Here is a 12871-nt window from a genome sequence, read left to right on the forward strand (position 1 = left end):
CTTAAAAACAGTATCTTTACAGGGTGAATTCAATTAGACTAAAATACTGCACGGTTTGTAATGAATCTTTTGGTTGTGGAAATGAATCTGAATCCCAAAAATGTTGGTGTAATGAGTTACCGCCAATTTTTACTTTAGATGGAATTTCAGATTGTTTGTGTCCGAGTTGTTTAAAAAAGGCTACCATTTCTAAAATTGAAGAATATGTGGCAACAATCACTCCAGAAAATGCTTTAGAAAACAAAGCTAAAGATTTACCTAAAACGACTCATTTCATAGAGAATATAGATTATTATATGGAAAATGAAAAGTATGTTTTTACCAAATGGTTTCATTTAAAACGAGGCTCGTGTTGCGGAAACGGTTGCAGACATTGTCCGTATAATTGATTAAGTAAAAAGAGCCAAGTAAAAAGTTGAATCACTTGATATTTGGCTTTTAATATTGACATTGAAATTTTAAAATATGATATATTTAGTAACAGGTGGCGAACGTTCAGGAAAAAGTAGTTATGCGCAAAATTTAGCCTTAGAACTTTCTCAAAACCCAATGTATGTGGCAACAGCCCGAAAATGGGATGGCGATTTTCAGAAAAGAATCGACCGACATCAGAATGAAAGAAAGGAAAATTGGATTAATGTTGAAGAAGAAAAAAACTTATCACAAATTGATTTTAAAGGAAAAGTTGCGGTTGTTGATTGTGTTACATTATGGTTGACGAACTTTTTTGTGGATACGAAAAATGATGTGGAACTTTCTTTAGATTTGGCTAAAGCCGAAATTGAAAAGCTTTCTTTAATTGAAGATTCTACAATTATTATCATTACCAATGAAATTGGAATGGGAGTGCATGCCGAAACGCATATCGGTAGAAAATTCGTGGAATTACAAGGTTGGGTGAATCAGTTTATCGCGAAAAAAGCAGAAAAAGTGACGTTTATGGTTTCTGGTTTACCAATGCAAGTAAAATAATGAAAGTTTTAAGTTCTTGGAGTGGTGGAAAAGACAGTTGTTATGCTTTAATGAAATCAGTAGAACAAGGTTTACAACCAACAGTTTTGTTGAATATGATGAATGAAAATGGAAAAGTTTCTCGTTCACATGGAATTCCATTATCAATATTACAACAACAGGCAAAACAAATGCAAGTTCCCTTAGTAGCAATTCCTGCAACTTGGTCTGAATATGAAAAAAACTATATTTCAACATTGCTTGATATCAAAGAAAAATATCAAATTGAAGGTGTTGTTTTTGGTGATATCGATTTAGAACCACATAGAGCTTGGGAGGAAAAAGTTTGTAATGCAGCTAATTTAAAAGCTTTTTTACCTTTATGGCAACAAGATAGAGTCGATCTGGTTTTTCAAATGATTGATGCAGGAATAGAAACCATGATTGTTTCGTGTAATTTAGAAATGGGCGAATCTTATTTAGGTCAAATCGTAACTAAAGAATTAGCACTCGAATTACAAAAAAAAGGAATCGATCCCTGTGGTGAAAATGGCGAATATCATACGTTAGTTGTCAATTGTCCAATTTTTAAAGAACAAATACAACTCCCAAAATACACCAAGAAAACGTACGATAAGTATTGTTTTTTAATTTGGGAAGATTAAACCATTTCATCACCCGAGCATGAAATGCGAATTGGTTAAGCAGTTCAAGTGTTCCGATGAAGTAGGAATCGGAATGTATCGAGAGCAATTAAAAGAATTAAAATAATGAAGTCATTATACGAAATTATTGATTCCAGAAGAGATACCCGTCATTTTACTAATGATGAGGTTCCTGTTGAAGTATTAGAAAAAGCGCTTCAAGCCGGACATAAAGCGCCTTCTGTTGGTTTAACAGATGCCACGCGTTATTATATTATCGAATCCTCAGATATTAAAAAACAAGTCAAAGAATTATTTACTTCGTATCATAAAAAATCGGCCGATCAAACGGATTCTGAATCGCAAAAAAAATCGTATTTAGCATTAAAATTAGAAGCCATAGAAGAAGCGCCAATTGGCTTGGTGATTGCTTATGATCGTTCGGTTTTAGATCAATTTACGATTGGAACGGTGGGCAGTAACGAAGCTGTTAAATTTAGTTCGGTTTGTGCGGCACAAAATATTTGGTTGTCATTAACCGAACAAGGTTATTCTATGGGTTGGGTTTCGATTATCAATTACCATCATTTTAAAAAGCTATTAAATTTACCTGATTATATCGAACCGCTTGGATATTTCTGTATCGGAAAACCGGCCACTGATTATGGTAAACAACCAATGTTGCAACAATTGAATTGGAAACAAAAATTAGAAAAACCATTTGTAACTACAATTAAAAATTTTACGCCTGTCAATCATTTAGAATTAGAGAATTTTGCGGTGTTGCATTCTAATTCATCTGATTTAAAAGAAAAATTGATTGATAAAATCAATCAGAAAACAAAACCATTAGGTTCATTGGGCATTTTAGAGAAATTAGCCTTGCAAATGGGTTTAGTGTTTCAATCGGAAGCGCCAAATATTATTAATCCAACAATTGTTGTTTTTGCTGCTGATCACGGAATTGCGAATCATGATGTGAGTGCCTATCCACAAGAAGTTACACGACAAATGGTGGAAACGTTTTTAAAAGGAGGTGCAGCAATTTCGGTTTTTTGTAAACAAAATAATCTCGATTTAAAAATTGTAGATGCTGGTGTAAATTACGATTTCCCAACGAATACATCTATCATCAATAAAAAAGTGGCTAAAGGAACACAGTCGTTTTTAATGACTTCCGCAATGAGTCAGGATGAACTAAATTTGTGTTTTCAATACGGTGCTGAGGTGGTTAATGAAATTTATAAAAGCGGTAGTAATTGTATTGGCTTTGGTGAAATGGGTATCGGAAATACATCAACTGCTTCGGTTTTAATGAGTGTGTTGACAAACATTCCAATTCAGGATTGTATTGGAAAAGGAACAGGAGTTATGGATGAGAAATTAAAAAATAAAATCGAAATTTTATCACAAGCGATTGCTACGTACAAGGGAGAAAATAATTTAGACAATTTAATTCGTTATTTCGGTGGTTTTGAAATTTTACAAATGTCAGGCGGAATGTTGCAAGCGTATCAAAATAAAATGCTGATTTTGGTCGATGGATTTATTTCTACAGTTGCATTTTTGATCGCCTATCAGAAGAATTCAGCCATTAAACAAAATGCTATTTTTTCACATTGTTCGGAAGAAAAAGCACATATCGATTTATTGAATTATTTACAAGTAGAACCCATTTTGTCTTTAAATATGCGATTGGGTGAGGGAAGTGGATGTGCTGTTGCATTCCCTATTATTCAATCGGCTTTGACTTTTATAAATGAAATGGCTACTTTTGAAAGTGCTGGAGTTAGTAATAAATAAAGAGTAAAGTAAAATGTAAAAAGAAATTTTAATGAATGTAAGTAAACTTAAAATTTTATTACCGATTGTAGTAGTGCTTGTTTTGTCATTTGTATCAACCGAAAACAAAAGAATGCTTCAAGACGAAACTATTTTGAAAGGTGATTCTGGTTTTGTTTCTTTTAAAGTTGGGAAAAAATATCTTTTGGAGGTAAAAAAGAATGATACAATCGATATTCCAATAGAATCTATAAATAAGAATGATACTTTGGGTAAATTTTACAAAAAAGAAAATAGCTCAAATTTTATTTTGTTTCTAAAAGATATATTAAACAAAACTTCTCCATGTCAATTTATTTTGGAAGTTGATTCAAATGGTAAAATTGTAAAAAGTGAAAGGTATGTAAATGGTTTTTATCTTTGCTGTTGGAATAATCACTTAGATGGTTTTGGCAAAATTAATGACTATTTTTATTTAAAAAGTTGTGGAACTGGTTCTGCTTTTTGTGCGACTCAATTATACATTTTTAAAGAAGTAATTCCTCAAGATGATTTAAATCCAATAATTAAAGGCTTATTCAATGGTACATGTTATTTTGCGAAAAATAAACTTAAAGCTTGTGTTTTAGATTCCAAAATTGAAACAAAACCAAATTCTTTACTATTTCATTATGAATACAAAAAAGGCATTTCTAGAAACGGAAAAAGATATAAAGAGATTGAGAATTTTGATGTAGAATACACATTAATAGACAAAAAATGGATTGCAAATGATACTTTAAAATTAAATAAAATTCAATATTAAAAGTAAAAAGAGCTAAGTAAAAAGTAAAAAAAACTTAATACTTTTCCCTTATTCCTAAAATAAACATGAAAAAACAACTCAACATATTTTTTACAGCTTTGATGTTTTACACAAGAATTCCTTGTCCGAAAAACATCACGCATGATCCAACGTATTTAAACAAAGCTACCAGATATTTTCCTTTGATTGGCTGGATTGTTGGTTTAATTGCTGCAGTAGTTTTTTTTGGAACTTATAAATTATTTGAATCAGAAGAATTAGCTGTTTTATTCTCTTTAGTTGCGAATGTTTTAACAACAGGTGCTTTTCATGAAGACGGTTTTGCTGATGTTTGTGACGGATTTGGTGGTGGTTGGACCAAAGAAAAAATCCTAAAAATAATGAAAGACAGCGCTATCGGTGCCTATGGTGCGATAGGATTAGTATTGTTGTTTGCAGTGAAGTTTTTTGCAATTAAAAAAGTTATTGATACAGATTTAAACGATACATTAATTCTTATAGAATGTTTGATGACTTTCATTATGGTTCATGCGTTAAGCCGATTAACAGCCATATCTATTATTTTTACCACAGATTATGTTCGTGAAGATGAATTATCGAAAAGTAAGCCTATTGCCAAGCAAAATACGTGGAAAGAAATTTTTGGAGCCTTTCTTTTTGGACTAGTACCGTTAATGTTTATAGCCTATTCAAATTGGAAATATATTTTTATCCTAATACCTTTAATTGTATTTCGTTTTTTCGCCATTCGTTATTTTAAAAAATGGATTGGCGGGTATACTGGCGATTGTTTGGGTGCGGTGCAACAAGTGGCAGAGGTGACCATTTACTTATCAATTATTGCTTTATGGAAGTGTATTTAGTCCGTCATACAGAAACGGTTTGTGATAAAGGAATATGCTACGGTCAGGCCGATGTAGATATTAGAGAGCCTTATTTAACTATTTTTGAGGAAATAAAAAAGCAACTTCCATCTGATGTCATCGTGTATTCAAGTCCGCTACTTCGGTGTAAAAAAATGGCTGAATTTATTTCAAATGCTATTATTTTTGATGAACGTCTAATGGAAATGAATTTTGGAAATTGGGAATTAAAAAATTGGGATGAGATTCCAACAGAAGAAATCAATCCTTGGATGAAAAATTTTGTTGAGGTTCAAGTTCCAAATGGCGAATCATTTCAAGAATTATATGCAAGAATACTTGATTTTATTCAAGATTTAAAGGTTACTTCACATTCAAAAATAGCTATTGTAACTCATGCAGGGGTTATTCGAAGTTTTTTATGTTATGAACAGCAATTACCATTGCAAAATGCCTTTTCAAACAATGTACATTACGGAGAAGTTATAAAAATTCAAATGTAACATACATTACAGTTCTTTTGAATATAATTTCAGAAATTTGAAATAAAACTCATGAGAGATTCTTCAAATACTTTTATCAATATTATTGCCGGAATCATTATTCTTCATTTTTTAATTGGATTTATTTGGTTAGCTATCAAATTGTCTAAAAAAGATAAAGATGAAGAAGAAAAGCAATAAAACTTGCGTTTTATTAAAAACTTTTTAATTTTGCACTCGAATTATGGTTCAAACTTCTGAATTTTTCAAAAGTTTGATTAAAAGGGAATCAGGTGTGAAACCTGAGCTGTACCCGCAACTGTAAGCTATTCAGCTTGTTATTACTACTAAGTCACTGTCTCTTTATTAACTACGAGATGGGAAGACCAATAACAAGACGCAAGCCAGGAAACCTGCCTATTTCAAACGAATATCAAACTTTCGGGAATAAAAGTTTGGGTATGGGTAAAATCTATACTTTTCTCCCTTTTTTATTTAATTATTTAATTTAAAAAATGAAAAAAAGAATTATTGCAATTTCTGTAATTGCAACTTTAATGTCTTGTATTGTATCTGCACAAGAACAAGAGTCTAAACAGATTGAAGAAGTGGTAATTACGGACACAAAGTTTTCTCAAAACAAGTCAAAGTCTGGTAGAAGTATTGAAAAAATCACTGAAAAAGAGTTAGAACAAAGAAAAGGACAAAGTGTTGCTACTGTTTTAAGTCAATTAGCAGGAGTTGAGGTGGTTGGAAATCAAGGAAATGCTGGGAAGAATATTGATTTATTTGTTAGAGGTGGAAGCACAAGTCAGGTTTTAATTTTAATTGATGGAAATCCCATTGTAGATGCATCCAGTATTACAACAACCTATGATTTAAGATTATTACCTGTAGATCAAGTGGAAAGCATTGAAATTTTAAAAGGTGCTTCTTCAGTATTATATGGTCCAAATGCAGCCGCAGCGGTTATAAATATATCGTTGAAAAAAGCTGATAAAGATAAAATCTCAGGTTCAGCTTATGTAAATTTAGGAACACAAAATACTGCTGAGACTAAAAAATACAGTGGACAAGAAGCTAATCAAGGATTTTCAATTAATGGAACAAAAGGAAAATTTTCTTTTTTAACTTCATTAAACAGTACTGAAGTTAAAGGTTTAAGTGAAGCAGTTGGTGCAGATTTTGAAGAGGATTCATTTTCGAGATTAAATTTAAATCAGCAATTTGGTTACAAAGTTTCGAGTCGATTACAGTTAGATTTTTTTGCAAATTATGATAAATTAAAATCAACCTATGATGATGGTTCTTTTACAGATAATTCATTAAATTTTCAAAAAAGTGAACAGTTCAGAGCCGGTTTTAGTTCTTTATATAAATATACAAAAGGAGAGTTTAAAATTAATTCCGCTTTTGGTTTGTTAGAACGAACGTTTCATTCATTTGATGCTTGGAATGGATTTTCTACTTCGGATTTTAAATCAAGAAATGTAAATGTTGACGCTTTCAATAAATATAGCATTTTAAATACTTTATATGTTGTTACAGGGGTTCAGTTTCAGTTTTTTGATATGAATCAATTTACACCTTATGGGGATATTACAGGAAATATTTCAAAATCAAACTCTATAGACCCTTATGTTACAGCTGTATATAATTCAGAATTTGGATTGAATTTAAATGCAGGTGTTAGATTTATGAATCATAGCGTATACAATAATTATTTAATTTGGAACTTTAATCCAAGCTTCACTTTTGAAAAAATTAATTTAAAATTATTTGGTTCTGTTGGTTCAGCTGTAGTTTCTCCTTCATTATATCAAGTATATTCTCCATACGGGAATTTAGCCTTAACTCCACAAGAGAATTTAACTTCTGAAGTTGGATTTGAAAAACGCTTTTTAAATAATAAAGTAATTCTTTCATCTGCTGCTTTTTTCAGAGAACAAGATAACTCTATTGTTTTTACCAACTTGTTTTTACCTCCATGGGGACAATATCAAAATGTGTCAGGTGTCAACAAATCTAAAGGATTTGAAACTAATATAACTTTTAAACCTTTAGAAAAATTATCTTTATCGGGTAATTATACTTTTGTTGAAAACGATGAAAAAATTGCATTATTTGTAGCTAAACACAGAGCTAATGCTAGTATAGCGTTTGATATTACAAAGAAAATTTCTTGGAATGCACAATACCAATTTATAAACCATAGAAATGTAGCTTTTTACGATAGTATTTCCTTTTCAACTGTAAATAAACAAATTCCGGCGTATTATTTATTCCATTCCGGAATTAATTTTCAACTTTTACCAAACCTAAACTTATTTGGTGCAGTTCAAAATATTTTTAACGAAGATTTTGTTGAGACTGTTGGTTTTACATCAAGAGGAAGAAATTTTAAAGTAGGTTTAAATTTAAAGTTCTAATTTATTTTTTCATACGTTTAAAAGGTTTTGAGATATTTATTTTTCAAAACCTTTTTTCTTTGTAACAAATTGTAATTTTGTAATACCAATATTTTGGAATAGAATTTGATTATTATACATAAATAGAAAATTAGTTACAGATGAAAAAAATTATTGTTTTTATAGCCTTATTTGTTTCTTCATTATTAATGGCTCAAAGTGAATTAGCCAAATATGATGGAAAAGACGGAATTGAAAGTATTACCGTTACCAAAAAAATGTTTGATTTAATGAGTAAAGTAAAAGTGGATGCTAAAGATGCAGAAGCACAACGTTACTTAAATTTATTAAAAAAATTAGACAATTTAGAAGCTTATTCTACAGCAAAACCAAAATTGTCAAATGATTTAAATGCTTCTGCAGCCTTAATAGCAAAAACTAATGGTTTAGCGCAAGTTGCGAGTACAACTTATGAAGGGAATGCTGTTAAAGTTTACGGTAAATCTGATGCAAGCGAAACTAATTTAAAAGAAGTTTTAATTACAGTTAATGGAAATTTTAATGGATATAAAACATCTGTCTTGTCAATTAAAGGAGATTTTCCATTATCAGAAATTGCTTTGATTGCTGAAAAATTAAAGTTACCTGTTAGTGATGCTTTAAATAAATTAGATAAAAAATAGAAGTGTATGAAAAAGATTTTTTTATCCTTAATTGCATTAGCATTTATTAGTTGTGGAGAAGAAAAGCAGTCACTTCAAAAGTATTTTGTTAAAAGTGCTGATAAGAAAGATTTTATGACTGTAGATGTTTCATCATCTATTTTAAATATTGATCAAAAACAATTGACAGCTTCTGAAAAGCAAGCTTTAGAATCTTTTGATAAAGTAAATATTTTGGCTTATAAAAAAGAGGGTAAATCTGAAGCGGCATACAATAAAGAAGTAGCAGAAGTAAAAGAAATATTAAAAGACTCAACATTTGAAACATTGGTTAAGTTAAATGGTAAAGGACATAATGCATCGATAATGTTAGTTGGCGATGAAAAGGAAATAGATGAATTGGTTTTGTTTGGAAACCAAAAGGAATTAGGTTTTACTGTTATAAGAGTTTTAGGGAATAATATGAAACCTGAACAGGCAATGGAATTTTTAAGTATACTTCAAAAATCAAAAATAGATACAGAACAATTAAAACCAGTATTGAATTTTGTGAATAAGAAATAAAAAAAGTGACTTAAAAAGTCACTTTTTTTATGCGTTTTTGTAATATTTTAGAGGAAATAATAACATGCCAAAACATTCGCCATCTTCTTTACCTACATGTTTATGATGCATTTTATGTGCTCTTCTTACGGCTCTTCCATATTTTGAATTGGCGTTTCTAAAAAGTTTAAAACGCTGATGGATGAAAATATCATGTACTAAAAAATAAGCTAAACCATAAGCAAATATACCTATACCTATAGCTAATCCGATTTCTAAAATATTATTTTGCCATAAAAAAAAGAATATCATACTTACAACGGCATAAAAAATGAAAAAAGCATCATTTCTTTCAAACCAAGAATCATGATCTTTCTTATGATGATCAGCATGTAAATACCATAAAAATCCGTGCATAACATATTTATGTGTAAACCATGCCATAAATTCCATAAGGCAAAAAGTTAAAACGAAAACCAAAATATATAATCCCATAATTTTTTTATAACAAATTTAAACGATATTTTACATAACAACGAGCTAAAAGTTCTATTTTTTGATAATCAGGAACTCTAATTCGGGTGTTTTTAATTTCTGTAGAAGGTGTGTTTTTTAACTTTTTCAAAAGACGTTTGTAATAGCGATACGCAGTGTAAACCCCAAAACGAGCTTCAATAGGTAATTTTTTAATGGACTCAAAAGCTACTTCAAAATCATTTTCAATGTCTTCTATGATTTCTTTTTTTGAATGTTCATTCAAATAATTCAAATCGGTATTTGGAAAATATGATCGGTTTAATTTTTCAAAATCATCTTTCAAATCACGTAAGAAATTTACTTTTTGAAAAGCCGAACCTAATCGCATAGCGCCTGCTTTTAATTCTTCATATTTCTTTTTATCGCCATTAACAAAAACTTGTAAACACATCAAGCCTACTACATCTGCACTTCCATAAATGTATGCTTCATAATCTTCACGAGTCTCATATTCATTTTGAATTAAATCTTGTTTCATGCTTTTCATGAATGCTTCAATTAATTCATAATCAATTTCATATTTATTTACAGTATGTTGAAAAGAATTTAAAATTGGATTTAAACTTATCTTATCGAATAAGGCTTCTTTTAAATCTCTTTCAAATTTTAATAATAGCTCTTCTTTATTGAAATCATGAAAGCTATCAACAATTTCATCAGCAAAACGAACAAATCCATATATATTATATATGTCTTGTCTAATTGATGGACCAAGCATTTTAACAGCCGTTGAAAACGAAGTACTGTAGGCTTTGGTTACTTTTGTACTGCAGTCAAAAGAAACAGAATCAAATAAGGCTTTCATAGTTCATATTTTTTTATCAGGTTAGCAACTAATTTTCCAGAAATTAATGATGGAGGTACGCCAGGTCCAGGAACCGTTAATTGTCCTGTAAAATACATTTTCTTAACTTTTTTACTTTTTAATTTTGGTCTTAAAAAAGCAGTTTGTAATAAAGTATTGGCCAATCCATAGGCATTTCCTTTGTATGAATTATATTGTTCTTTAAAATCATTTACACAAAATGATTCTTTAAAGATAATTTTATCTTTTATATTTTGCTCCGTTAAATTTTCAAAACGCGAAATAATTTTATTAAAATAGAGTTCTCTTAATTCAGGCGTGTCTTTTAAATCTGGCGCTAAGGGAATTAAAAATATACCAGCTTCTTTTCCTTCCGGAGCGGCTGAATTGTCTGTTTTTGACGGGAAGCTAGCATAAAATAATGGTTCATCAGGCCATTTTGGATTGTCATATATATCTTTTGCATGTACATCGAAATCAGTATCAAAAAACAATGTATGGTGCTCCACATTTTTTATCTTACAATCGAATCCAACATAAAACAATAGAGAAGAAGGAGCGTAAGTTTTAGAATCCCAATAGTCTTCAGAGTATTGTCTGTGTTGTTTTTCAAATAAGGTTTCTGTAAAATGATAATCAGCTCCGCTTACAACTACATCACAACTTTTACTTTCACCATTTACAACAATCCCTTTGGTTTGATTATGTTCTACAAGTATCTTTTCAACATTTTGATTGGTACGTATTGTAACGCCCAATTCTTCTGCGAGTTTTTGAATTCCTTCAATAACACTATACATACCGTTTTTCGGATGCCAAGTACCTAAGCCAAAATCGGCATAATTCATAAAACTATAGAATGAAGGTGTATTTGATGGTTTAGCGCCTAAAAATAGTACTGGAAATTCAAGTGTTTGAATTAATTTTTTGTTTTTAAACTTTTTTCTAACATCTTTAGAAATGGTGCTGAAAAATTGATTGACTCTCTTAGCTGTTTCTAGTGTTATTAATTCTGTTATTGTTTCACCTGGATTGTAAACTAAATCTTTAATAGCAATATCATAATTGGATTTTGCCGTATTCATAAAAGATTGTAATTGTTGTCCTGAACCTGTTTCAATATTTTCGAATGTAGTAATAATATCGTCTAAATTATCTGATATTGTTAGCGAATCATTTTTTCCAAAATATACTTGATAGGCGGGTTTAAGTTTAATTAAGGAATAATAATCGGATGGCTTTTTATTAAAGTCAGCAAAAAAACGTTCAAAAACATCGGGCATCCAATACCAAGTTGGACCAATATCAAACACAAAGCCTTCTTTCTTTAATTGTCGAGCTCGTCCTCCTATGGTGTCATTTTTTTCAAAAATAGTTACATCATGTCCTTGTTTTGCTAGATAGCAAGCCGCAGACAAAGATGAAAAACCTGAACCAATAATGTGAATTTTCTTTTTCATAGCAATTTAATTTTCTAGTTCAGAAATGAATGAAGATACGTTTTCATAAACTTTAATTTTTTCATCTTTTAAGTCTTTTATGGCTTCTGTTTTTCTTCCAAATAGTAAAAGTCTAGACTCATTGTTAGTTAATACTTTAGTTGAAAAGTGATTTAAATATTCTGGAATTTCATCTTCAGTTGGCGCTACTGTCCAATAGGAGATGTAGGTTATTTTTTCAAAATGATTGTTTAATTCAGCCACATCTTCAATAGGTAAATCTCTTCCCAAATAGATTACATGATTCCCTTTAGCTACAAGTATATATTGAAGAAACAGTAAACCTAAATCATGTACCTCGTTTGATGGTAGGTAAAGGACGTAGGTTTGTTTGTTTTCTTTCGAATTTAAAAAAAGATGTTTTTCGATTTGAACTAATATCTTTTGTTTAATCAAATACGCAATAAAATGTTCGTGTGCAGGTGTAATTGTGTTGGCTGTCCACAAAATACCAATCTCATTTAGTAAAGGTATGAAAGTTTCAATAAATACTTGCGAAAAATCTTTCTCTGCAATTAATTCATTGTAGGTTTTCATGAAAAGTGCTTGGTCAAAATGAAGCATTGCCATTTTAAGTGCACTTAATGCATGATCATTAATGGTTTTTTCGTTTTGAATTTTAACAACACTTTTTTCAATTTCCTCTATTGAAAGTTTACTTATCTTAGAAATTTTGTAACCAAATTGAGTTAACAGAACAACATTCAATAGTTTTTGTAAATTTTCTACATTGTACAAACGAATATTAGTATCTGTTCGCATGGGTTCCAATAAATTGTATCTTTTTTCCCAAATACGAATAGTATGTGCTTTGATTCCTGAAAGATTTTCTAAATCTTTAATACTAAAAACCGTTTTAATATTGTTCATTCTTTTTTGTAAAAGTTTAA

At 30.1% G+C, this 12871-nt stretch carries 15 protein-coding genes and 1 riboswitch; of the genes, 11 read left to right on the forward strand and 4 right to left on the reverse strand.

What is annotated here, in order from left to right:
* The first annotated feature begins 23 nt into the window (after positions 1-23).
* The 11 genes from KQS_RS04550 to KQS_RS04595 all read left to right on the forward strand — a co-directional run bounded on the left by KQS_RS04550 (position 24) and on the right by KQS_RS04595 (position 9161).
* On the forward strand, positions 24-389 hold the full coding sequence (locus KQS_RS04550; RefSeq protein WP_014388030.1) for a cysteine-rich CWC family protein: 366 nt from the start codon (positions 24-26) through the stop codon (positions 387-389).
* A gap of 76 nt (positions 390-465) precedes the next feature.
* Complete coding sequence (locus KQS_RS04555) at positions 466-972, forward strand: bifunctional adenosylcobinamide kinase/adenosylcobinamide-phosphate guanylyltransferase (protein ID WP_014388031.1); 507 nt, start codon at positions 466-468, stop codon at positions 970-972.
* Positions 972-1616, forward strand: a complete 645-nt coding sequence (locus tag KQS_RS04560) for a Dph6-related ATP pyrophosphatase (protein ID WP_014388032.1) — start codon at positions 972-974, stop codon at positions 1614-1616. The genes KQS_RS04555 and KQS_RS04560 overlap by 1 nt, the downstream gene beginning before the upstream one ends.
* A 105-nt stretch (positions 1617-1721) precedes the next feature.
* Positions 1722-3398, forward strand: coding sequence for a nicotinate-nucleotide--dimethylbenzimidazole phosphoribosyltransferase (gene cobT / locus KQS_RS04565; protein ID WP_014388033.1), 1677 nt, complete (start codon positions 1722-1724; stop codon positions 3396-3398).
* Between the two features lie 31 nt (positions 3399-3429).
* The gene (locus tag KQS_RS04570) at positions 3430-4182 is read left to right on the forward strand and encodes a hypothetical protein (protein WP_014388034.1); all 753 of its coding nucleotides are present in this window, start codon (positions 3430-3432) and stop codon (positions 4180-4182) included.
* Between the two features lie 65 nt (positions 4183-4247).
* Positions 4248-5045 carry an adenosylcobinamide-GDP ribazoletransferase gene (locus KQS_RS04575; RefSeq protein ID WP_041251989.1) on the forward strand — a complete coding sequence of 266 codons (798 nt, stop codon included), beginning with the start codon at positions 4248-4250 and terminating at the stop codon, positions 5043-5045.
* On the forward strand, positions 5030-5548 hold the full coding sequence (gene cobC / locus KQS_RS04580) for an alpha-ribazole phosphatase (protein WP_041251990.1): 519 nt from the start codon (positions 5030-5032) through the stop codon (positions 5546-5548). The genes KQS_RS04575 and cobC overlap by 16 nt, the downstream gene beginning before the upstream one ends.
* A gap of 51 nt (positions 5549-5599) precedes the next feature.
* Positions 5600-5728, forward strand: a complete 129-nt coding sequence (locus KQS_RS14660) for a hypothetical protein (protein WP_262487931.1) — start codon at positions 5600-5602, stop codon at positions 5726-5728.
* 26 nt (positions 5729-5754) lie between these two features.
* Positions 5755-5962: riboswitch (cobalamin riboswitch) on the forward strand.
* 80 nt (positions 5963-6042) lie between these two features.
* Positions 6043-7956, forward strand: a complete 1914-nt coding sequence (locus tag KQS_RS04585; RefSeq protein ID WP_014388037.1) for a TonB-dependent receptor plug domain-containing protein — start codon at positions 6043-6045, stop codon at positions 7954-7956.
* A gap of 140 nt (positions 7957-8096) precedes the next feature.
* Positions 8097-8618: a DUF4252 domain-containing protein gene (locus tag KQS_RS04590; protein ID WP_014388038.1), complete on the forward strand. Its 522-nt coding sequence runs from the start codon at positions 8097-8099 to the stop codon at positions 8616-8618.
* Positions 8619-8624: 6 nt separating this feature from the next.
* On the forward strand, positions 8625-9161 hold the full coding sequence (locus tag KQS_RS04595) for a DUF4252 domain-containing protein (protein WP_014388039.1): 537 nt from the start codon (positions 8625-8627) through the stop codon (positions 9159-9161).
* Between the two features lie 27 nt (positions 9162-9188).
* On the opposite strand, the gene KQS_RS04600 is transcribed toward KQS_RS04595, so the two are convergent.
* Genes KQS_RS04600 through KQS_RS04615 form a run of 4 tightly spaced genes read right to left on the reverse strand, consistent with a single transcriptional unit; the run spans position 9189 to position 12851 of the window.
* Positions 9189-9635: a sterol desaturase family protein gene (locus tag KQS_RS04600; RefSeq protein ID WP_041251991.1), complete on the reverse strand. Its 447-nt coding sequence runs from the start codon at positions 9633-9635 to the stop codon at positions 9189-9191.
* A gap of 7 nt (positions 9636-9642) precedes the next feature.
* Complete coding sequence (locus KQS_RS04605) at positions 9643-10482, reverse strand: phytoene/squalene synthase family protein (RefSeq protein WP_014388041.1); 840 nt, start codon at positions 10480-10482, stop codon at positions 9643-9645.
* Positions 10479-11942: a phytoene desaturase family protein gene (locus KQS_RS04610; RefSeq protein ID WP_014388042.1), complete on the reverse strand. Its 1464-nt coding sequence runs from the start codon at positions 11940-11942 to the stop codon at positions 10479-10481. Before KQS_RS04610 ends, KQS_RS04605 begins: the two co-directional genes overlap by 4 nt.
* A gap of 6 nt (positions 11943-11948) precedes the next feature.
* Complete coding sequence (locus tag KQS_RS04615) at positions 11949-12851, reverse strand: MerR family transcriptional regulator (RefSeq protein ID WP_014388043.1); 903 nt, start codon at positions 12849-12851, stop codon at positions 11949-11951.
* Between the last annotated feature and the right edge of the window lie 20 nt (positions 12852-12871).

The organism is Flavobacterium indicum GPTSA100-9 = DSM 17447 (assembly GCF_000455605.1).
GTDB lineage: Bacteria > Bacteroidota > Bacteroidia > Flavobacteriales > Flavobacteriaceae > Flavobacterium > Flavobacterium indicum.

What these genes read in the sequence shown, in the direction of transcription:
- KQS_RS04570 (WP_014388034.1), top strand. Translation starts at nt 3,430, where the DNA reads ATGAATGTAAGTAAACTTAAAATTTTATTACCGATTGTAGTAGTGCTT.
- cobC (WP_041251990.1), top strand. Translation starts at nt 5,030, where the DNA reads ATGGAAGTGTATTTAGTCCGTCATACAGAAACGGTTTGTGATAAAGGA.
- KQS_RS04585 (WP_014388037.1), top strand. Translation starts at nt 6,043, where the DNA reads ATGAAAAAAAGAATTATTGCAATTTCTGTAATTGCAACTTTAATGTCT.
- KQS_RS04560 (WP_014388032.1), top strand. Translation starts at nt 972, where the DNA reads ATGAAAGTTTTAAGTTCTTGGAGTGGTGGAAAAGACAGTTGTTATGCT.
- KQS_RS04595 (WP_014388039.1), top strand. Translation starts at nt 8,625, where the DNA reads ATGAAAAAGATTTTTTTATCCTTAATTGCATTAGCATTTATTAGTTGT.
- KQS_RS04575 (WP_041251989.1), top strand. Translation starts at nt 4,248, where the DNA reads ATGAAAAAACAACTCAACATATTTTTTACAGCTTTGATGTTTTACACA.
- KQS_RS14660 (WP_262487931.1), top strand. Translation starts at nt 5,600, where the DNA reads ATGAGAGATTCTTCAAATACTTTTATCAATATTATTGCCGGAATCATT.
- KQS_RS04600 (WP_041251991.1), bottom strand. Translation starts at nt 9,635, where the DNA reads ATGGGATTATATATTTTGGTTTTCGTTTTAACTTTTTGCCTTATGGAA.
- KQS_RS04610 (WP_014388042.1), bottom strand. Translation starts at nt 11,942, where the DNA reads ATGAAAAAGAAAATTCACATTATTGGTTCAGGTTTTTCATCTTTGTCT.
- KQS_RS04605 (WP_014388041.1), bottom strand. Translation starts at nt 10,482, where the DNA reads ATGAAAGCCTTATTTGATTCTGTTTCTTTTGACTGCAGTACAAAAGTA.
- KQS_RS04590 (WP_014388038.1), top strand. Translation starts at nt 8,097, where the DNA reads ATGAAAAAAATTATTGTTTTTATAGCCTTATTTGTTTCTTCATTATTA.
- KQS_RS04555 (WP_014388031.1), top strand. Translation starts at nt 466, where the DNA reads ATGATATATTTAGTAACAGGTGGCGAACGTTCAGGAAAAAGTAGTTAT.
- KQS_RS04615 (WP_014388043.1), bottom strand. Translation starts at nt 12,851, where the DNA reads ATGAACAATATTAAAACGGTTTTTAGTATTAAAGATTTAGAAAATCTT.
- cobT (WP_014388033.1), top strand. Translation starts at nt 1,722, where the DNA reads ATGAAGTCATTATACGAAATTATTGATTCCAGAAGAGATACCCGTCAT.